At 57.9% G+C, this 21,140-nt stretch carries 19 protein-coding genes; 4 read left to right on the top strand and 15 right to left on the bottom strand.

Annotation, left to right across the window (positions count from 1 at the left end):
• Positions 1–131 precede the first annotated feature (131 nt).
• From RGAI101_RS21260 to folD, 4 genes are all read left to right on the top strand, one after another.
• A complete protein-coding gene (locus RGAI101_RS21260) occupies positions 132–1,286 on the top strand; it encodes an ATP-binding protein (protein WP_157044669.1) in 1,155 nt (384 codons plus the stop codon).
• Positions 1,283–1,693 (top strand): response regulator, encoded by a 411-nt coding sequence (locus RGAI101_RS09505; RefSeq protein ID WP_157044668.1) that lies wholly within the window; start codon positions 1,283–1,285, stop codon positions 1,691–1,693. The genes RGAI101_RS21260 and RGAI101_RS09505 overlap by 4 nt, the downstream gene beginning before the upstream one ends.
• Positions 1,694–1,949: 256 nt before the next feature.
• Entirely contained in the window at positions 1,950–3,626 is a 1,677-nt protein-coding gene (locus tag RGAI101_RS09500) for a formate--tetrahydrofolate ligase (RefSeq protein WP_037227868.1), read from the top strand.
• Between the two features lie 95 nt (positions 3,627–3,721).
• Positions 3,722–4,624 carry a bifunctional methylenetetrahydrofolate dehydrogenase/methenyltetrahydrofolate cyclohydrolase FolD gene (gene folD, locus RGAI101_RS09495; protein WP_008228106.1) on the top strand — a complete coding sequence of 301 codons (903 nt, stop codon included), beginning with the start codon at positions 3,722–3,724 and terminating at the stop codon, positions 4,622–4,624.
• A 460-nt stretch (positions 4,625–5,084) separates the two neighbouring features.
• Here folD and RGAI101_RS09485 read toward each other — a convergent pair whose 3' ends face one another.
• The 15 genes from RGAI101_RS09485 to cpaB form a co-directional block, all read right to left on the bottom strand.
• Positions 5,085–5,504: a PaaI family thioesterase gene (locus RGAI101_RS09485; RefSeq protein ID WP_008226713.1), complete on the bottom strand. Its 420-nt coding sequence runs from the start codon at positions 5,502–5,504 to the stop codon at positions 5,085–5,087.
• Between the two features lie 52 nt (positions 5,505–5,556).
• Positions 5,557–6,222 (bottom strand): ligase-associated DNA damage response endonuclease PdeM, encoded by a 666-nt coding sequence (pdeM, locus tag RGAI101_RS09480; RefSeq protein WP_037229356.1) that lies wholly within the window; start codon positions 6,220–6,222, stop codon positions 5,557–5,559.
• 293 nt (positions 6,223–6,515) lie between these two features.
• Positions 6,516–8,966 (bottom strand): ligase-associated DNA damage response DEXH box helicase, encoded by a 2,451-nt coding sequence (locus tag RGAI101_RS09475; protein WP_008227334.1) that lies wholly within the window; start codon positions 8,964–8,966, stop codon positions 6,516–6,518.
• Positions 8,967–9,069: 103 nt separating this feature from the next.
• A complete protein-coding gene (locus tag RGAI101_RS09470; RefSeq protein ID WP_083792040.1) occupies positions 9,070–9,864 on the bottom strand; it encodes an NAD(P)-dependent oxidoreductase in 795 nt (264 codons plus the stop codon).
• A 4-nt stretch (positions 9,865–9,868) separates the two neighbouring features.
• Positions 9,869–11,176: an ATPase gene (locus RGAI101_RS09465; protein ID WP_008225538.1), complete on the bottom strand. Its 1,308-nt coding sequence runs from the start codon at positions 11,174–11,176 to the stop codon at positions 9,869–9,871.
• 66 nt (positions 11,177–11,242) lie between these two features.
• Positions 11,243–11,737, bottom strand: a complete 495-nt coding sequence (locus RGAI101_RS09460; RefSeq protein ID WP_008228669.1) for a prepilin peptidase — start codon at positions 11,735–11,737, stop codon at positions 11,243–11,245.
• Positions 11,738–11,741: 4 nt separating this feature from the next.
• The gene (locus RGAI101_RS09455; RefSeq protein WP_008226956.1) at positions 11,742–12,596 is read right to left on the bottom strand and encodes a tetratricopeptide repeat protein; all 855 of its coding nucleotides are present in this window, start codon (positions 12,594–12,596) and stop codon (positions 11,742–11,744) included.
• Positions 12,597–12,625: 29 nt separating this feature from the next.
• Positions 12,626–13,228: a tetratricopeptide repeat protein gene (locus tag RGAI101_RS09450; protein WP_008225369.1), complete on the bottom strand. Its 603-nt coding sequence runs from the start codon at positions 13,226–13,228 to the stop codon at positions 12,626–12,628.
• A gap of 5 nt (positions 13,229–13,233) precedes the next feature.
• A complete protein-coding gene (locus RGAI101_RS09445; RefSeq protein ID WP_050763198.1) occupies positions 13,234–14,190 on the bottom strand; it encodes a type II secretion system F family protein in 957 nt (318 codons plus the stop codon).
• An 11-nt stretch (positions 14,191–14,201) separates the two neighbouring features.
• Positions 14,202–15,164 (bottom strand): type II secretion system F family protein, encoded by a 963-nt coding sequence (locus RGAI101_RS09440; RefSeq protein WP_008227412.1) that lies wholly within the window; start codon positions 15,162–15,164, stop codon positions 14,202–14,204.
• A 12-nt stretch (positions 15,165–15,176) separates the two neighbouring features.
• Positions 15,177–16,616 (bottom strand): CpaF family protein, encoded by a 1,440-nt coding sequence (locus RGAI101_RS09435; RefSeq protein ID WP_008226309.1) that lies wholly within the window; start codon positions 16,614–16,616, stop codon positions 15,177–15,179.
• A 36-nt stretch (positions 16,617–16,652) separates the two neighbouring features.
• Complete coding sequence (locus tag RGAI101_RS09430; protein ID WP_008227507.1) at positions 16,653–17,891, bottom strand: AAA family ATPase; 1,239 nt, start codon at positions 17,889–17,891, stop codon at positions 16,653–16,655.
• Between the two features lie 273 nt (positions 17,892–18,164).
• Positions 18,165–18,860, bottom strand: a complete 696-nt coding sequence (locus tag RGAI101_RS09425) for an OmpA family protein (RefSeq protein ID WP_008225957.1) — start codon at positions 18,858–18,860, stop codon at positions 18,165–18,167.
• Entirely contained in the window at positions 18,847–20,286 is a 1,440-nt protein-coding gene (locus RGAI101_RS09420) for a type II and III secretion system protein family protein (RefSeq protein WP_037227860.1), read from the bottom strand. The genes RGAI101_RS09425 and RGAI101_RS09420 overlap by 14 nt, the downstream gene beginning before the upstream one ends.
• Before the next feature lie 196 nt (positions 20,287–20,482).
• Positions 20,483–21,049: a Flp pilus assembly protein CpaB gene (cpaB, locus tag RGAI101_RS09415; protein ID WP_441295890.1), complete on the bottom strand. Its 567-nt coding sequence runs from the start codon at positions 21,047–21,049 to the stop codon at positions 20,483–20,485.
• Between the last annotated feature and the right edge of the window lie 91 nt (positions 21,050–21,140).

Genomic DNA, 21,140 nt, shown 5'->3' with positions numbered 1-21,140 from the left:
TCGCTACTGGTGGGTCGTGTAGGCATGAGGTGTGTCACAGTCAACTTCATGCCTTCTTAAGAAAAATGGACTAATTCTTTCGAGGTGAAACAAAAAGGCCAGAGGGTCCCTATTAAATTGTGAAGTTTACCTTGCAACAACTCGGTCTTGTCGATGCGCTGCCTGAACCAGTTTATGACAATCTAACACAACTCGCCTCCGATGTTCTGAGAACGCCAGTCTCGCTGGTTTCCTTCGTTGATTTCGAGAATGACCGCGAGTTCATCAAAAGTCATCGCGGGCTGGGTGAACCATGGGCGACTGAACAGGAAACTCCGCTTTCTCATTCGTTTTGCCAGCACGTCGTGCGGAAAAATGCCCCGCTCGTTGTCGGGGACGCACCAAATCACCCTTTGGTCAAAGACAACCTTGGCATTTCAGCGCTTGGCATCATCGCCTATCTTGGCGTGCCCGTATACACATTGGAAAGGCTGCCGGTCGGCGCTTTGTGCGTTATTCAAGGTTCGCGACGCGACTGGACGGACGGAGAAATTGCGTCGCTGCAACAGCTGTCCAACTGCGTCACCGACGCCATCCGGCTGAATGCATCGCTGATCACAAGCGAACAACTGCGACAGGAACAGCGTGATTTTACCTATGCGATTTCACACGACCTGCTGTCACCTGCGAACAATCTGTTCATGCTGTTGAGCGAATTGAAAGAAGAGGGGCTGAGCAGGGACGGCAGGAACTTTCTTGATATCGGTATCGAAACCACCGTGCGCATGAAGCAACAGGTCGAGGATGTTCTTGAGTATACGCAGACCATCGGCAACGACGATGCGCACAAGACCGTCGATCTGAATATGCTGTTCGACGAAATCGCGGATGACTTGAAAGCGGAGCTGAAAACGACCGCTGTGCTGTTAGAGCGGGGTGATCTGCCCTCTGTCGTTGGGAGTGAGGTTCAGCTGCGCAGCCTTTTCCGCAACCTTATCGGCAACGGCATCAAATTTCGCGCTCTTAACCGGTCGTCTTTCGTTCGGGTCAGCAGCCATCATGATCCGTCAAGCCAGTTCAGAAGACTCGAGTTTGAAGACAACGGAATAGGGATGGCGGCCGAGAACCATGAACGTATCTTCAGGCTTTTCGGACGCCTTCATGTCCGAGAGGAGTATCCGGGCACAGGCGTTGGCCTTGCACTGTGCCGTCGGGTTTGCCTGAACCACAGTGGCACGCTTCGCGTGTCCTCTGAAGTGGGGGCCGGCGCAGTCTTCACGGTGTCGCTGCCGAGGAGGCCAATATGAGCGATTTACCTAAAATAGGCACCATTATGTTGGTCGACGATGATCAGGTCGACCAGATGATGTACAAGCGGGTGATTGACCGCTCAGGCTTGGTCCGCAAAATCATTTCCTTCCAGTACCCTGACAAGGCGCTTGAGTTTCTCAAGGCACCTGACTGCGGTGAGATCGATGTCTTGCTCTTGGATATCAATATGCCCAGGCTGAACGGGTTCGAGTTTCTCGAACGCGCGGTTGCAGAGGTCGGACCAGCCTTCGCCAAGGTCGTCGTGGTGATGCTGACGACGTCACTTGATCCAAAAGACAAGGAACGCGCTGACTCGTTCAGCATTGTGAAGGCCTTTCTGAACAAGCCCCTGACCGCGGCAGATCTGGAATATATCTCTTCGTTACTTTTAGATCCAAAGTGAACGGATGATCGCCGAGACACTCTGCTGATCCAGATTCGGTTTTTTGCAGATGTGGCCGGCATTAAAGGCGACTGACCTAACCGGTCCGGACGCGCGGCAGTCAAGCGCTGCGCGGACCGGGTTTCTAAAATGAAACGCCACCTTGCCCCCACGCCGCAACGCGCTTTGAAAATGTCGCAATCCTGACCCAAGCCACTGGCCGGGCGCTGTATGGAGTCGTATGAACATGCCGTAGCGGCACTGAATGGGGGATACCATGGCTTTCAAAACTGACATCCAAATTGCGCGCGAAGCGTCCAAGAAACCCATTCAGGAGATCGGCGCGAAGCTGGGAATTAGCAGCGACGATCTGCTGCCTTACGGGCATGACAAGGCGAAGGTGTCGCAAAGCTTCATCAACTCGGTTCAGGACCGTACCGACGGCAAGCTGATCCTTGTGACCGCGATCAACCCGACCCCCGCCGGCGAAGGCAAGACGACCACCACCGTGGGTCTGGGCGACGGTCTGAACCGCATCGGCAAGAATGCCGCCGTGTGCATCCGCGAGGCATCATTGGGCCCGAACTTTGGCATGAAGGGCGGTGCCGCAGGCGGCGGCTATGCCCAGATCGTGCCGATGGAAGAAATGAACCTGCACTTTACCGGCGATTTCCACGCGATCACCTCGGCGCACAACCTGCTGAGCGCGATGATCGACAACCACATCTACTGGGGCAACGAGCTTGAGATCGACCTGCGCCGCGTTGTGTGGCGTCGTGTCGTCGACATGAACGACCGCGCGCTGCGCCAGATCACGGCATCCTTGGGCGGCGTATCGAACGGTTTCCCGCGCGAGGCAGGGTTCGACATTACCGTGGCGTCCGAGGTTATGGCGATCTTGTGTTTGGCAAAAGACCTGAGCGATCTGCAGAAGCGTCTTGGCGATATGATCGTCGCCTACACCCGCGAGCGCAAGCCGATCTATGCCCGCGATATCAAGGCGGATGGCGCGATGACAGTTCTGCTGAAAGACGCGATGCAGCCGAACCTTGTTCAAACGCTCGAGAACAATCCTGCTTTCGTTCACGGTGGCCCCTTCGCCAACATCGCACATGGGTGTAACTCGGTGATCGCGACGACGACAGCGCTGAAATTGGCGGATTACGTCGTCACCGAAGCGGGTTTTGGCGCTGATCTGGGGGCCGAGAAGTTCCTGAACATCAAGTGCCGCAAAGCGGGTTTGGCCCCGTCCTGCGTGGTGGTTGTGGCGACCGTGCGCGCGATGAAGATGAACGGTGGCGTCGCCAAGGCCGATCTGGGCAGCGAAAATGTCGAGGCGGTTCAGGCGGGCTGTCCGAACCTTGGCCGCCACATCGAGAACCTCAAATCCTTTGGCGTGCCGGTGGTCGTGGCGATCAACCACTTTGTCACCGACACGGATGCCGAAGTGCAGGCAGTCAAGGACTACGTCGCCTCGCAAGGCTCCGAAGCGGTGCTGTCGCGGCACTGGGAACTGGGCAGCGAAGGATCGGCCGATCTGGCAACCAAGGTGGTCGAGGTCATCGAAAAGGATGAAGCAAATTTCGCACCGATCTATCCGGACGAGATGGGCCTGGCCGACAAGATCAACACCATTGCCACCAAGATTTACCGCGCAGATGCAGCGGTGATGGATCAGAAGATTCTCAACCAGCTTAAGGATTGGGAAGATCAGGGGTATGGCAACCTGCCGGTCTGCATGGCGAAAACGCAGTACAGCTTTACCACCGACCCCGAAAAGCGCGGTGCGCCAACAGGCTTCAATATTCCGGTGCGTGAGGTGCGTTTGTCTGCAGGAGCGGGTTTCGTTGTGGCGATCTGCGGCGAGATCATGACCATGCCGGGCCTGCCGCGGGTGCCATCGGCCGAGAATATTCGTCTGAATGCCGATGGTGATGTTGAAGGTCTGTTTTAAAGGCTTATGAAAAGGGCACGGGGGATAGACCCCCGCGCCCTTTCCTGCCTCCGGCGGGGATATTTAAGAGCCAGAGAAGATGAAGGACGGTATTCATGACAGCGACGATCATTGACGGCAAGGCATTTGCGGCCCGCGTGCGCGAGCAGGTCGGCGAACATGTCTCCCGGCTGAAGGCCGATCACGGGATTACGCCGGGGTTGGCGGTTGTGTTGGTCGGGGCTGACCCGGCGTCCGAAGTTTATGTCCGCTCAAAGGGGAAGATGACCGTCGAGGTGGGCATGAAGTCGCTTGAGCACCGGCTTGAAGCGGATACGGAAGAGGCCGATTTGTTGGCGCTGATTGCGCAGTTGAATGCAGATCCCGCGATACATGGAATTCTGGTGCAGCTTCCGCTGCCCAAGCATTTGAACGAGGATCTGGTGATCAACGCGATTGATCCGGCCAAGGATGTCGACGGGTTTCATATTTCCAACGTGGGGCTGTTGGGCACCGGGCAGAAGTCGATGGTACCCTGTACGCCGTTGGGGTGTCTGATGATGTTGCGAGAGCATCATGGCAGTCTTTCGGGCATGGATGCCGTGATCATCGGCCGCAGCAATATTGTGGGCAAGCCGATGGCACAGCTTTTGCTGAATGACAGTTGCACGGTGACGATCGCCCATTCGCGGACCAAGGACTTGGCAGAGGTGGTCCGCCGCGCCGATATCGTCGTGGCGGCCGTCGGGCGGCCAGAGATGGTGCCAGGCGATTGGATCAAGCCAGGTGCAACCATAATTGACGTGGGCATCAACCGGCTGGATGCGCCCGAAAAAGGCGAAGGCAAGACGCGTCTTGTGGGCGATGTCGATTTTGCGAGCTGTGTCGATGTCGCGGGTGCGATCACCCCTGTACCGGGTGGTGTGGGGCCGATGACGATAGCGTGCCTGTTGGCCAACACCGTGACCGCCTGTTGTCGCGCAAACGGGCTGGCAGAGCCTGAAGGATTGACGGCCTAACCGCCTGTCTTCGTCTTCTACCTGATACGGTCGAGCAGGTGGGTGAACCCTCCTTCGGTAACCCTGCGCGCCGGATGTGAGGCCCTTCAGCCGCGGACGTGACGGCGGATCCGCGTTGATCGCTCGGCGCGTACATTCACCACCAGTTCTACGAGCACGACGGCGGATAGAAGGTGAGGCTATCAGTCGTTGGGGCGAATTTGTGTATAGGGATGAGTGGCCTGTTGGCTCGTCGTCAGCGCGCTGTAGTATATGGGGCTATTTAGTTGGCTCTAAGTGTTTTTGATCCGTTTGTCGGCGATGTCCATGTGGACATTCAGGCAATGTTTTTGTGGCGCATCCCCTTGGAACGTGCCCCGTTGATTAGGATGGAAGCACAAGATCGTTATTTACATGTGGTCAGAAGGGCAGGCAGCGCGCTGATCCTGATCCTGATACTTACGCAAGATGCGGGGCTGATCTAGGCCGGGACCGGTACCATCGTGCCTTGCAAAATCGCGATCAGCGTATCTTGGCCTTTGCTATGGGCAAAAACCTCTGCGGTGACGACACAGAGCCGTTTGCCTGGCTTGATCACCTTGCCGATGGCAATCAGCTTCTCTCCCCGTGCGGGGGCCAGCAGGTTGATCTTGATCTCGGCAGTGACGACTTCCATATCCAACGGCAAGGTCGTCAAGGCTGCATAGCCTGCTGCGCTGTCTCCGATCGCAAAGGTAAGCCCGGCATGGCCGAACCCTTGCTGCTGCAGCGCGCCAGGTAAAATGGGGGCTTCGATCCTGATGCTGCTTTTGCCGATATCGGCAAGGGTTGCACCAAAGGTCACCATCATGGATTGGGCGGCAAAGCTGGTCTTGATGCGCGCGATCTCTTCTGGGGTCATTGTGTCGGTCCTTTCCTGTCAAGCTGCCATGTTTTTGCGGTCAAGAAAACGTCTAACGCGGCATCGGGATCGCCGTCGGACGTGGGCCCGTCAGCACGGCTATGGAACCCGGAAGCATGAGACGTGCCAGTGTATCCGACGTGCTGCGCAGCCCGCCCGTATAGGTGCCGAATGCAGGCATGATCAGCCGCTCTGAGTCATATAGGAATGCAGAACGGGAGACAGTGCGCCCGCGCATACTGAGGCTTGCCTTGGGGTGATAGTGCCCGGACACCTCGCCGTTGCAGGAAGGGTCGGCAATATGCCTGAATGTCAGGGCATCAATCGATACTTCGTCCAGATGGCTGCCACCGACATCGATCGGGCCAGGGTCATGGTTGCCTTCGACCCAAATCCACCGACGCCCGGCTTGAAGTCGCGCAATCCACAATCTCTCTTGTTCGGGCAGGGCACGTGCAGCATCCAGATCATCAAAACTGTCGCCAAGACAAATAACGGTTTGCGCTGGATGGTGTTCCAGATCTGCCTCAAGCCGTGCCAAAGTATCGCGCGTCTCGTAGGGCGGCAAAGCCGAGCCTCCGCGTCGGATGATACGTTCCGACTTGCCCAGGTGAAGGTCAGAGACGCAGAGCAATCGTTGTTTTGCCCACCAAAGGGCACCTGACCCAAGGGCTGCAAGCTGGGCCCCCGCCAAAGTGAAATCATGACCAACGCTCATGCAGGGGTCATCGGGTAAAACAGTCGGGGGTGCAAGGGTGTTGAACGCAGGCGACTTCGCGGGTGAAAGCGTTGAATTTGAGTATTTGAAAAGGGTGAAGCAGAAGACGCCCCACACAAGGTACGAATACCAGGTTTCAGGGACGCCTTCACCCTTTACGGCCATCGGCTCTCCAGCCTGTACCGCGGCTTGGTAATATCGGACGCATACTTAAAAATAAGTAAACCAACCCGCAGTTTCACCCTTTTCCAAATACTCAAATTCAACTCTGTCAGCGTTCTCGTCGTCTAGTTTCAATAGCCCACCCGCCAGCGTGGTTTGTTTGAGGGGGCCGGCGTTATGTTGGCCAGCCCTGATGCTTGCATCAGACGTTCTGCTTCTTGTGCCAAAAGACGTTCTTCGGCGTCGCCCTTGACTGGCACGCGGCCCATTTCAAGAAACAATGGCGCGGACAAGGGGCTGACACGGCTCAGCTTGCGATGATCGATCCGTCCGTCGATCCGTATCAACATCTCTTCGATGCGGCCAAAATCAACCAGGCCACGCAATGCTTCCTCTCGGGTAATATCGAGCAGCAGGTGATCCGGGTCATATTTGTGCAGCGTGTCATACAAGATATCAGAACTGAATGTCGCTTGCCGGCCGGATTTGCGCGCCTGAGGGGTGTTGCGTTCGATCAGCCCGGCAATCGTTGCGGATGCGCGAAAGGTCCTTTTCATCACGGCATTCCCTGCAAGCCATGTCTCAAGCCCGTCGTTCAAGGCGACCGGGTCAAGCAGCGCTGCGGGGTCTTCAACGGCGTTCAGGCCCCAGATCAAAGTTGCATAGTCGGTCGAGACGAAGCCAAGGGGGGCGAGGCCCAGTTCCTCCATCCGTTTGGTCAGCAGCAGGCCAAGCGTTTGTTGCCCGTTGCGCCCCGCAAATCCGTAGATGACGGTTTGTTCGCGCCCGTCATGGGGAAAGCTTTCGACCAGCAGGCGACCGGGTTGCGGTAATTGGCTGACCTTGCGCTGAAGCTCGAGCCATTCTGCGGTGTGGGGCGGAAGCTCGGGCCAAGTTTCTTTGGTAAACATGCGTTGGACGCGGGCCGACAGTTGGGTGGATGTGGCGAATTTCGTCCCCATGAAGGATGCGATGCGCGGCTTTTTGGAGGCATCGCGGCTGACCTCGACGGTCATTTCGCGCAGGCCTTCGTATTTCACGATCTGACCGCCGATCAGGAATGTATCGCCTGCCGTCAGGGTGGCGGCAAAGCCTTCTTCGATCTCGCCCAGGGGGTTGCCGCCGCGATTGCGTTTCATCCTGACCTTCAGCGTATCCGTGTCCTGGATCGTGCCGATATTCATCCGGATGCGTTGGCTGCTGCGGGGGTCACGCAAGTGCCACTTGCCGTCCGTTTGCAGCAGGCGTTGCCACCGATCATAGGCACGCAGGGCATATCCACCGGTCGCGCAGAAGTTGAGGCAGGCATCGAATTCCGAACGGGTGAGCGCCGCGTAGGCACCAGCGCTGGTGACTTCGGCAAAGAGCGCGTTAGCATCAAACGGGCCAGCGCAGGCGGTGATCAGGATGTGTTGGCACAGCACGTCGCGGGGTCCGGGGCCGCGCGGGTCGCCGTCAAGATCGCCGGCCAGAACGGCGTCCAGGGCCGCGACGCATTCGACGACTTCAAAGCGGTTTGCGGGTACCAGCAGGGCCTTGGAGGGCGCATTGTAGCGGTGGTTGGCGCGGCCGATACGCTGGACCAGGCGTTTGACGTTCTTCGGTGCACCGATCTGGATGACCAGGTCCACATCACCCCAGTCGATGCCCAGATCAAGACTGCCTGTGCAGACGATCGCGCGCAAGTCGCCGCGCACCATTGCCGCCTCGACCCGTTCGCGCTGCGTGCGGTCCAGCGATCCGTGGTGAATGCCGATGGGCAGGCCGTCATCATTGGCGAGCCAGAGATTGTGAAAGAAAATCTCGGCCTGGGCGCGGGTGTTGTGAAAGATCAGCGTGGTGTTGTGCTGTCGGATTTGATCAAGCACGGTGGGGATCGCGTAGGCGGCCCCTGCGCCGGCCCACGGCGGTGCCTCGGTGGTGCGCAGCATCTGGATGTCGGGGGCAGGACCGGGATCGGCCAGCAGGATCGGGCAGGGATCGGGGTGGCGTGCCATGAAATGCGCGATGGCAGCCGGGTCTTCGACCGTTGCCGACAACCCGACCCGTTTCAGGTCGGGACAAAGGCTTTGCAGTCGGGCCAAGGCCAGCATCAGTTGATCGCCACGCTTGCTATCGGCCAGCGCGTGGATTTCATCGATCACAACCCGCTTGAGGCCCTGAAACATGCGCGGTGCGTCCTCGTAAGACGTAAGCAGGGCGAGGCTTTCGGGGGTGGTCAACAGGATATGGGGCGGGTCGGCGCGTTGGCGGCGCTTGCGCGTCTGGGATGTGTCGCCGGTCCTGTCTTCGATCCGGATGGGCAAGTCCATTTCGGTGACCGGCGTTGTCAGATTGCGTTTGATGTCTGCGGCAAGCGCCTTGAGCGGCGAGATATAAAGCGTGTGCAGCCCTTTGTGGTCGCCCTGCGCCAGATCGACCAGGGTTGGCAGGAACCCAGCGAGGGTCTTGCCGCCGCCTGTTGGGGCAATCAGCAGCAGTGCAGGGGCATCGGCGCGGTCGAGCATGTCCTGTTGGTGGGGGTGGATGTCCCAGCCTTTTGTGGCGAACCATTCGGTGAATTTGGGGGGTAAGGCATTCATATCCGTCTAGATAGGATGCGCCTGTGCCGGTGCCAGCCCCAGCAGATCAGAATTAAGTGGGGGCCAGCCCCCACACCCCCGGAGTTTATCTGGCAAAATGAAGTCAGGGGCGGGGTTTGAGGGTTTTGATCATGTTCTGGATCAGTGCGGGGAGGGTCGTGTCGGCATCGGTCGGGGCTGCGTCCAGCGCGCTTGCCACATCTTTGACCAGGATCGCGATGGTGTTGTCCGGGGCAAATCCGTCGCGGGCGAATTCGATATCATTGAACCCCGAGGCCAGCCAGTTTTGGCCGGAAGAGGTGTGGATGAGATTAAGCAGTTTTGCCTCGTCCAGGCCGGCCGCATCTGCCCAATCAAGTACAAGTCGGGTCATCGCGGTGTTCGAGGCGGCCAGTAGATTGTTGAGCACTTTAGCCTGCATGCCTGCGCCGAAATCACCCATGTGGTGGAAATGTTTGCCCATCGCATTGAAAAGCGGCTGGGCTGCGGCAATGTCTTCGGTGTCGCCGCCCAGCATAAAGCTGAGACGCGCCTGTTCTGCTGCAATCTGGGCACCGGACATCGGGGCGTCGATCAGTGTGATATGCGCAGGTACACGAGCACGCAGATCGCGGACATAGCGCGGGCTGAGAGTGGAGCAGATGATGATGCGCCGCAGGCTGGGAATGGCGCTGAAGTTTTGATCGCCGAAAAGCACCGCATCGGTTTGGTCGATGTCGCGCACGACCGTGATCAGCGTCGTCAGGTCTTCGGAAAAGACCGCGATGTCGTCGGTGATGTGGCCCGCATCCATTGGCACCACGTCATAGCCACGTGCGGGCAGACCGGCAGCGCGCAGTGCTGCCAGCATCGGTGCCCCCATCCGGCCGCAGCCAGCCACCCCAGTCAGTGAACGCATCGCGTCATTTCACGATATGTTCGTCTTTGACGAACATGTTGGCCCATGCACGGTCCATCAATTCGGGGTTCATCTGATACGGTATCCCTTCAAATTCGCAGATGGCAATCATCTGGTCGATCAGAAAAATCGGTTGGTAGTTGGCGAATGTATTGTCGATCGTCGGATACTTGTTCCTCAGCAGGTGGATCAATGTGGACTCGTCCAGCGGCATTTTACGTTTTTTCGCGACCATGGCAAAGATCTTGAGGAAGTTTTTCTGGTTTGGTCCGTCGATCTTGATCTTGAAAAAGATCCGGCGCAAGGCCGCTTGGTCGAAGATTTCGTTTGGGTGGAAGTTGGTCGAAAAGATGACCAGTGTATCAAAGGGAACCTCGAATTTTTCGCCCGATTGCAGGGCGAGGATGTCCTTGCTTTCTTCAAGCGGAACGATCCAGCGGTTCACGATGCTTTGGGGTGGTTCCTTTTGACGGCCAAGGTCGTCGACGATGAAAATGCCACCGGTCGATTTCAATTGCAGCGGGGCCTGATAGGTGCGCGCCGTCGGGTTATAAACCAGATCAAGCATGTCCAGCGACAATTCACCGCCTGTGATCACGGTGGGGCGTTCGCATTTGACGTAGCGGCCGTCATAGCGGGTCACACGGCGCAGGGAATTGGGGTCTTGTTCTTCGTCCGAGGCGGCGGAATGCACGATGGGGTCATAGACCGTGATGACCTGCGATGCATATTCGATGGCGCGCGGCACATAGATCTTGTCGCCAAGCGCGTCACGGATGCCGTTCGAGATGCTTGATTTTCCGTTACCGGGAGGGCCGTACATCAAGATGGAACGCCCTGCGGATACCGCCGGCCCCAGATTGCCGATCAGTTCATCGGGCAACACCAGATGCCCCATCGCGCCTTCAAGTTGGGCGCGGGTGATCTGCATATTGCGCACCGACTGGCGTTTGACCTGTTCGCGGTAGACTTCGAGAGGGACAGGCATCGCGCCGAAATATTCCGACTGTGCCAGCGCATCCAGCGCGCGGGCCTTGCCCAGATCGGTCAGCTGATAGCCCATTTCGTTGCCGTTATTGGCGTTCAGCGTGCCGGTTGCCTCCAGCAGGCGTTGCTCGCGGGCCATGTCGATCAGCTCCTGGGTCACCTGAATGGGCAGGCAGATCGCTTTGGCCACCTCGCTGACCATCGTGACGTTTTTGCGGTACATCGTCTTGATCATGATGTCGCGCATCATCACCACGGGCAATTTCATCTCTTCAATGGTGCGCGGTGGCGGTGGTGCCATCACGGCAGAGCTTGGCATGTTCATGGGCGTGACCTTTGGATGGAATGCGATGGGTTCTACGGCCAAGCTAGCGGTTGAATATGGCGTAATTCAGGCCCCGAACAGCGCCCCAAGGATCAAATAAAAGGCAAGGGCGGGGCCAAGCGCCAAGCCCATGGGAAATTTCTTGCCCTGCTGCCAGCTGGTCCAGGTGGGTGCAAACCTGCGCGCCACAGTATGTTTGGCGATGCGGTGGGTCAGTGCGGCCGCAAGGAGCGTCGCCATGAACAAGGCCATCACTAGCCGCAGATCACCCAAGGCGATAAAGGGCGTGGCAGCGGCGATAAATTTGGCGTCGCCTGCGCCCATGACGCCGCCAGCATTCAGGATGATGCCGACGACCAGCGCGATCACCATGGCCAGAAGATGCCAAAGATAGGTTTCAAAGGGCAGCACCACCGGTCCGATAATGACAAACACGGCCGCAAGCGTGATCACCGTGGGGTTGGTGATCCGCATTGAGGCGATGTCAGTATAGGCGGTGTACAAGCACAGTGGCAGCACGAAGGGCAAGAACCACAAGGCGGCGTATACGGTGATCGACACGCGCCTAGCCAGCGTTTTCCAGCGCCCGCAGCGACCGCACGGCGGCTTCGAAGTGCTGGGGGTGGGTGCTGATGGCATCACGCAGCAGGCCCTTGCCGGTTTCTACATCACCCTTTTTGATCGCCGACAGCGCCAGCGTGTGCAGCAGTTGCGCGCGCTCTGTCTGGTCCATGGCGATGGGGGGCAAGGTGTAATCACGCTGTGCCCCGCGAGCGAGGATCAGGTTGTTCTTGGCGGTGAAAAGGGTCGGGTCTTGCTGGACGGCCTGGCTGAAAAGCCGCTCGGCGTCTTGGTATTCACCGCGGGTCAGTTTCGAATATCCCCAGTTGTTCATGACCGATCCCGGCTTGGTCGTCAGTCCGATGGCGATTTCATAGAAACTGTCGGCCTTCGCCCATTCCTGCTTGCTGTCGGCGACGATCGCCTCAAGCCGGTATCGATTGTAGGTCTCGTGCGTGGGAGGCACGGAATCGAGCATCGCTTCGGCCTTGGCCCAGTCGCCCGCGCGGATCAGCGCATCGGCGTAGTCGATGCTGTCATCGGGTGTGGCACCTTCAAGCTTGACGACGTTGGCCCAGGCTGCGGCCCCTTCCTGGTTCCGCTTGGCGCGGATCAGGGATTTGCCCAAGCCACGCTGGATGTCGATGCGTTCGGGATGTTCTTTTGCGGTTCTGGCGAAATAGCTGACGGCTTCATTCGGGTCCGCCACGGTCAGCATCACGTCGTTAAGGTTGGTTTCATCGACAACGTTCACGTCCTGAAAGGCCCGCGTCACGGTGTCTTCGCCCGATTTATCACCGCAGCCTGCAACAGCGGTGACGCCTGCAATGCAGGCGGCCAAAAGAATAGGGTGGCGCATTTTTGCGTCCTTTTACTGCTCTGCCTCGGTCATGATGCTGGCCGGATCAGGTAGTCACCCGTACCGCGCCGCACCAATTTATAATTCTCTTCTTCAACGTTAATCGTAACAGGATTTTCTGATTTTGCGAGTGCTAAGCGCAGATTGTCCCGGATTGCGTCACTTTCGCCATTATCCAGCGCGTAAGCCTTGCGAAACGTCAGTTGTGCTTCGGCCAGTTTGCCACTTTCCATCAGGACAACACCCAAATTATTCCAGACTTCTGGCCGGGTATCGTCCTTTTCGACCGCACTGCGCAGCAATTCTTCGGCCTGACCCAGACGGCCCAGACCCAGATTGGCACTGCCAAGGCCGGACAGGATTTCAGCATCCAGCCCGTCTGCCAAGGCCGCGCGGTTAAAGGCGCGAATGGCCAGTTCGAATTCGCCTGCCTGCATCAGACGGTGGGCGACTTCCACGCCGTCTTCGGATTGTTTGCTTCGGTTGATTCCGGGCGCAAACGGGCCTGTCTGTGTGCGCGATATGCCAAACAAGGGCTGACCGCCCGTTGGTGAACAGGCGGTCAATACGGTGGCAGCGAGAAGGCACATCGCGAGCGTTACAGTGCGCTTGCGATATTTCTCAGGGTTCATTCCAATTAATTACCAAGTTTTGTGATGTTCATTACGGAAGGTGCGACCAGAATGATCAACAATGGCGGGACGGTCAGCATCATAGTGGCAAGGGTCATCTTTGTTGGCAACTTGTTTGCGGCCTCTTCGGCGCGCATCACGCGCTTGTCACGCATTTCCTCTGCATAGACCCGCAGCGCATCCGAAATTGACGTCCCAAAGGCCGCTGATTGGCACAAGACGGTGACGAAAGACGACACATCCTGCACGCCGCAACGGTCGCCCATGTCGGTCAGAACGCCGACTTTGTCCTTGCCGGCTTTCATTTCATAGGCCACGACTTCGAATTCTTCGGCCAGGGCAGGGTAGGACGCATGCAATTCCTTGGCGACGCGCACGATGGATTGATCCAGCGATTGCCCTGCCTCAACGCAGACCAGCATCATGTCCAGTGCGTCGGGAAAGCCGCGGGTGATTTCCTCTTTGCGTTTTTCAACGCGTTTGGTGACCCAGTATTTCGGGAGGTAATAGCCGATCCCGCCAGGACCCACGGTATACATCATCATCTTCTGCGTGGTCAGACCTTCGCCGCCTCCTAGGAAATTGACGTAGACAATACCGAAGACCAGGCCGCCAATTCCCAGGGCCATCTGGGCAAAATGGAAAAACCGAACCGCATCGCGCGAAGAATAACCCGCCTGACGCAGCATCAACTGTTTGGCTGTCAGTTCGTCAAGGTTTTCAGGCTCAAGGAACTTTGCGAATTTCTGCAACTGCTCGTTGCGATCCGACTGGCGCAAGCGTTGTTGACTGGGCCGTTCTGATGGTTCTGTCTGGCTGCGTTTCAGCTTTGCCATCGGGTCCTGTGGCTGGCGCATCAACATGATGACGGTCATGCCGATCATCATCACGCCCAGAACGCCCAACAGCACGATCCAGCCCAAGGGTCCCATTATCTCATTGATTGTATTCATAAATTCCATAATTTTACCCCTTAAACCTTGATGTCTGTCAACTTGCGCATCACCAGCAGGTTGGCCGACAGGAACAGGATCACGGCAATGCAACCGGGAATGAAAAGTTCATGGGTCATGACTTCATCGTAGTAATGCGGATCACCCAGCTTGATTACGATCAAGGCGACGATGGGGAAGGCAGACAGGAATTTTCCGGACCATTTCGCCTCTGCTGTGATGGCATTGACGCGGCGGAAGAGCTTGAAGCGCGCCCGGATCACCTTGGCCAGGCCGGCAAGGATTTCGGCAAGGTTGCCGCCCGATTGCTGCTGGATCGTCACCGCCACGGCAAGGAAGCGCAGATCCTGCATGTCCAGCCGTTCCGCCATCTCCTTGAGCGCCTCACCGATGTCGCGGCCATAGGCTGCCTCGTCCGAGATGATGCCGAATTCAGAGGCCAGCGGATCCTGAATTTCCTTTGATACGATGGCGATCGCGTTGGTGAAGGGGTGGCCGACCCGCAAGGACCGCACCATCAGTTCAACCGCGTCCGGCAGTTGTTCTTCGATCATGCTCATGCGCTTCTTCGCCTTGGAAGAGATCCAGAAATAGACCGCGCCAATGCCGATCGCGACAGAGATTACAGCGCGGATCGGCACTTCGGTGGCGGTGCCGATGGTCAGACCCATGAAGGCGACGACAGACAGGCCGCCCATCAGCATGATCAACTGTTTGGGGGAAAAGGCGATGGCGGCCTTTTGGGCCTTTGCGGCCAGCATCGAATAGATCGGGATGGATTTGTTATCCATGTGCTGCTGCATTTCCTTGCGCAGCTTGTCCAACACCTCTTCGCGGCGTGTGCCTTTTTCCAGCATCTCAAGGCGTCGGTTCACGCGACTGTTGAGGCTGATGGATTTGCCGAAAGCGACAAGATACAGGCCTTCGACCAGCACAAGAACGCCGATAAAGATCAGACCGTAGATAAGTGGTTCAGCGCTCATGACATAGGGTCCTTACTGGGCGGCAATGGGGTCGTAGATGGTCGAGGGCAGATCATAGCCCCACATCTTGAACCGCTCGGAAAAGTGGCTGCGCACACCGGTCGCGGTGAAGTGACCGATGATCTTGTTCTCGGGGGTCAGCCCGACGCGCTGATAGCGAAACAATTCCTGCATCGAGATGACGTCGCCTTCCATGCCGGTGATTTCGGTGATCGAGGTCATGCGTCTTGACCCGTCCTGCAAACGTGAGGCTTGCACGATCAGGTTCACAGCGCTTGAAATCTGGCTGCGCACCGCCTTGAGCGGCATTTCGATCCCGGCCATCGCAATCATGTTTTCCAGTCGGCTGACGCCATCGCGGGCAGAGTTGGCGTGGATTGTCGTCATCGACCCGTCGTGGCCGGTGTTCATCGCCTGCAACATGTCGATGACCTCTTCGCCACGGGTTTCCCCCACGATGATCCGGTCCGGGCGCATCCGCAGGGCGTTTTTCAGACAGTCGCGCGGGGAAACCTCGCCTTTGCCTTCCACGTTGGGCGGACGGCTTTCCATCCGGCCCACATGGGTCTGTTGCAGCTGAAGTTCGGCGGTATCTTCGATGGTCAGGATGCGTTCGTCGTTGTCGATGAACGACGACAGCGCGTTCAGTGTTGTGGTTTTACCCGAACCCGTACCGCCCGATACGATGATGTTCAGACGTGTCGCCACAGCAGCCTGCAAATAGGCCGCCATTTCTTCGGAAAACGCACCGAAGGCCACCAGATCATCAATGCCCAGCTTGTCCTTTTTGAACTTGCGAATGGAAACAAGGCTGCCGTCCACCGCGATCGGCGGGACCATGGCGTTGAAGCGTGACCCGTCTTTCAGTCGCGCATCTACGTAAGGATTGCTTTCGTCGACACGGCGGCCCACGGCCGACACGATCTTGTCGATGATCCGCAACAGGTGCTTTTCATCCTTGAACGTAATGTCCGTCAGTTGCAGTTTACCGGACCGTTCCACGAAAATCTGCTGCGGCCCGTTGACCAGGATATCGTTGACCGTGTCGTCTTTCAGCAATGTCTCTAGCGGCCCGAGCCCGGTGACTTCGTCATAAAGTTCCGAGTTCAATTGCACCCGGTCTTCGCGGTTCAGAACGATGGACTTCTCGGCCAGGATTTCAGCCGAGATCTCGTTGATTTCCTGACGAAGGTCCTGCTCGGTTGCGTGCTCGAGGGCGGCAAGGTTCAGATTGTCCAAAAGCGCGCGGTGCAGTTCAAGCTTGATTTCGCTCATCCGTTGCTTGCGCTTGAGGTCTTTGTCCAGAGGCGCGACCGTGGCGGGCTGTGATGCGCGACGCATCGAAGCAGGTTTGGCCGGCGCGTCCTCGGCCTGCTTGACCGGTGCTATTTTTGCGACTTCTGCGATCTTGGCAGCAGGTGCGGCACCCTGTTTTTTGTACTTGGAAAACATCTGAACACTCTTTCTGGGTTAGCAGGCGCGGGGTTGTTACGCTGCTTTGGCTTCTTCGGCCTTGAGGTCGTGAATGGACGCGGCAAGCTTGGCAATCTCGCGACGCAATGGGTTTTTGGGGGCGGAATTCGCCAGGGGCATGCCGTGATCATTGGCTTGGGTAATCTGCTTGCCGCCATCGGGCAGATGCACATCAATCGAGATGCCCAGACTTTCGGCCATGCGTTTGACACGGCTCTTGGCGCTTAGATCGGTGAACTTGGGCGCGCGGTTCATGACATAGCGCAGCTTTTCCACGGGCAGTTCTTCTGATTGCAGCGCACGTTTGAAACGCAAGGCGTTCTGCGCGCAACGCATGTCCAGTTCTAGCATCGCGAAATAGATATGCGCGTTGTTCAGCACGGCTTCGGACCATTGCACGAGGGTCGACGGCATATCGACCACCACATAATCGAACTGGTTGCGCGCGAGATCCAGAATGCGGTTCACGTCTTCGGACGTAATAAGGTCCAGAGGCAGCATTTCCGCAGGCGCGGTCAGAACCTGAAGCCGGTCTTCATAGGTCAGCAGGGCCTGTCCAAAGCTTTCCTCGTCCATGTTTTCAGTCTCGGACAGCATGTCATAGACGACTTCGCGGCGCGGCAGATCAAGAAAGGTCGCGACGGCCCCGAATTGCAGGTCTAGATCCAGCAGGCAGACTTTGGGCGGGTTCTTTTTGTCGGCATTGGCCAATTCCCAAGCAAGGTTCACGGCCATGGTGGTTCCGCCCGTGCCCCCGGCCAGACCGTGCACCACGATCAGCGCCCCGTCCTTGTCGGCCCCCGGTTTCAGGGTGGGGGCCTTGGTGGCCGATTGGCCGACGGGGTCCGGTTCGGCGCGCACACGTTCGATCGCGGCGGCCAGTTCACCTTCGGGCAGGGGGTAGGGGACAAATTCATCCGCACCCTGACGCAGCAGGGAATGCAGCGAGACGGGGCTGACATCTTCGGCGATCAGGATCACCTTGATGTCGCGCGCCTTGGCCTGAACAATGATTTCCCCCATTAAAACAAGGTCTTCTTCGTCCTCGACGTCCAGCGCCAACGCGATCAGCTCAAGGGATTGGGCTTCTGGTTGTCCGAAAAAGGCGAGCGCCTCGGAGAACCCGAGATCGCCCCAGCTTTCGCCCAATGCGTCCTCCATGTCTTCGATCAGCAGGTCGAAATTCTGCACATCGCGGCTGACGGTGCACGCGACGATTTGGGGCGCTTCGATCTGTGGGATACTGCTGCTCATGGCCTTAGTCCTTTTACTACTTGGGGCTTTGCAAAAGGTCACAGATGGTCCGGGCCCCTGTGAGTAGCTCTGCGGTCGCCCGCGTCGTGCCATTTTGGCGAGACGCATTTGTCCTATTGCTGCAAATATCACAGCTAACTTGGGCATAAATGGGGCCAAATAGTTTCTATTGTTTGGTCTTTTGCAACGATCGCGCGGCCCAAACAGGCATTTCGACACGGTCCCCGACAGGGACGGTGTCCCGATCGGTCTGACAAGGTCAAATGGCGGATATTATTCCGTCGTTGCCGTGGCTGTACCGCCGGTCAACTGCGTCGGTGGGACGGCGCTGGCGACGTAGTCGCGATAGATGATTTGCGCGTATTTTCCGTCCAGCACAGTGGGGTGGCGACCGACAAACCCGCTTACCTCGGTCACGGTGCGCCGGTTGGCGCGTTCGCGGCCCTGCGTCACGATAAGGGGCTGGGTTTCCCCAAAGGAAACAACAGCTTCAAGCCGCGACGTGCTGATGCCCTGGGTTGTCAGGAAGGCCACGACAGACCGTGCGCGGCGCAAGCCGAGTGCCTTGTTTGAACGGTTGGACCCCACCGCATCGGTGTGGCCGTAGACACGGAACCGCACCTCGGGGAACTGCCTGATCCAGTTCGCCTGCTGGCGCAAAATCGCCTGCGCGGCCGCGTCCAGCTGCGAAGAGTTGAAGTCGAACGTGACGGTCGATTGCACTTCGCCAGCAAAGCGATTGGCAAGATCAAATGTATATTGACGCTCGCCGGTCATCACCAAACGATTGTTCAGTGTCGCATCGCCAAAGGTGCCCAGATCCGACAGCGACCCGGCTTCGCGGTAGAACTGCGTATAGACGGGGTCGTTGCTGCGCGCGCAGGCCGCGAGCGTGGCAAGTGCGGCGATAAGGCTGACTGTGCTGAGTTTTGCAATGATCCGCGTGTTCATCTGATCAATCCAGTACATAGCCGTAGGAGCCGCTGAAATCCTGTTTGGCGACTTCACCGGCGGCACCCCGTGTCGGGGCCTTTCCGCCGCTCGACGTGCGACCGCTCAGGAAAAGCTCGTTTTCGGTCGGGGGTTTGATCCGGTCGGTCGGCAAGGCCAGCGCGTCGCCGCGCGTCGGCGTCACAAGATGTGCCGTGATGATGATCACCAGCTCTGTCTGGCTGCGCTGGTAATTTGCGCTGCGGAACAACGCGCCCAAGACCGGCACGTCGCCGATCCACGGCAACTGCCGTGAGGTGTCGGTAAAATCATCGGTCAGGAGACCGGCGATGGCAAAGCTTTCGCCATCGCGCATCTCGACCGTGGTCGAGGTTTCGCGCCGCGTGAAGGCGGAAATATCAAAACCGTTGCCCAGGGACACGCTGTTGCTGGGGTCAATCGCGGAAACGGCGGCCTTCAGTTCAAGGTTGATAAGGTTCTTGTCCACCACGCGGGGGATAAAGCTCATCTCGACGCCGAAGGGCTTGTATTCGACGGAAATCCGGTCGCCGGACTGGGATACGGGCACAGGATATTCACCGCCCGCAAGGAATGTCGCCTCTTGGCCGGAAAGCGCGACAAGGTTGGGTTCGGCAAGGAAGCGCACAGCGCCCTTTTGCTCCAACGCTTCAAGCAGCAGGCCAACCTGCGTCGAGCCTGCGTTGAAGCCGAACAGGACGGCACCCGCATTGCTATTCGTTGTGGGTGTCGAACCATTCAGGGAATTCGCGATCGCGGTCGATCCGTTGGTCGTGTTCGTGCCGCCGTTGATGGCAAGATCCGAGCCCAGCAAACCATTGAGCGCCAAGGACGCGCTAAGCGATTTCGAAACGGAGCGCTGCATTTCAGCGAAACGGACCTTCAGCATGACCTGCTGAATGCCACCTACGCTCATCAGATTGGACACACGTTCGGGCGCATAGCGTTCCGCCAGATCCAGCGCGCGCTGCAAACCTTGGGTCGATGACACGATGCCCGACAGGACGATCCCGTCGTTGGCGGTGCGCACTTCGATCTTTTCACCCGGAAGGATCTGCCGCAGGCGTTCCTTGAATTCGGAAATGTCGGATGCAACCCGGACGTCCACGTTGGTGATTAACTGCCCTGCAGCGTCCAAAAGCGTCAGGGTTGTCAGGCCGGGGGATTTGCCCAGAACATAGATCGTGCGGTCGGAAAGGGACGAGATGTCCGCAATGCCGGGATTGGCGATGCTGAGTTCTGCAAAGGGAATGTCGCTTTCGACAACGACGGCGCGGTTCATCGGGACTTCCAGGGCGCGGTTGGTACCTCTGTTGACCACGCGCAACGTATCCGCCTGAACGGCGGTCGGTGCCGCCAAAGCAAGCGGCATTGCACATATGGTCAGCCCGAAGAGGGCCGCTGTGATAAATCTGTCGATTTTCATGTGACCTGCCTTTGTGATCACGCCTCTGGATAGGGTCTTGGTGCCCGCGGTTCGTACCATTGTGCGTTTATTTTGTTTTTTTTGCAAGAATCAATGAGATGCAGCGCTGTATGGCTGTGGATTAACAGCAACATGTGCCATTTAAATCAAAGGCCGCACAAGGATGCGCGGCCTTTGATGTCTGTCGATGGTGAGATCAGTTGGTGCAGGGGATCGGAATTGCGACGACTTCAGCGCCACGGCGGGTCCGGATCGTACAGACCCGTTCCTTTTCGACTTCAACCTGCACCGTCTCGTTTGTGATGCCAAGCAAGCTGCGCTGGTCCACTTCGATCGCACCGGCGATGGTGTCGTCATCGGCACCCACCAAGGACAGCGACAGCTTGCCGGTCGATTGGGCCTGAGCCAAGGCCGCGACCTGGCTTGGCTTTACGGCGACTGTCACTGTTTGGGCGATGTTGGCTTCATTCATCTCACCACCGGCGCTTTGGTCGATGGCGATCAACTGAACACCTGCTTCGATCAGTTTTGTCACGTCTCCGGCGTTGCGCAGATTGCTGTCACCCACTGTGATGCGGCCGGTCCAATAGACATCGACGCGGTCACCGGGGCGCAAAAAGCCTGACACGCCGCTGGACACGTCCACTTTGATGGTAAAGGCACGGGTACCGCGGGCCAACCGCGATGTAAGGCCGGTATCTTCGCCGGGGGCCGTGACTTTTGCCGCCAGAATAGCCTCAAAGCTTCGGGCAACAACTTGCACGACATCACCGTTGACTTCCCCTTGGGGCAATTCGTCTGCGTCACGGGTGTATCAGGCGGCGGTAAGTCGACTTTGACGATCGAGACCTTGT

The sequence above is a fragment of the Roseobacter sp. GAI101 genome (genome assembly GCF_000156335.1).
GTDB lineage: Bacteria > Pseudomonadota > Alphaproteobacteria > Rhodobacterales > Rhodobacteraceae > Sulfitobacter.
Note: the sequence above shows the minus strand (reverse complement) of the source record. Positions and strands in the feature narration are given on the sequence as shown.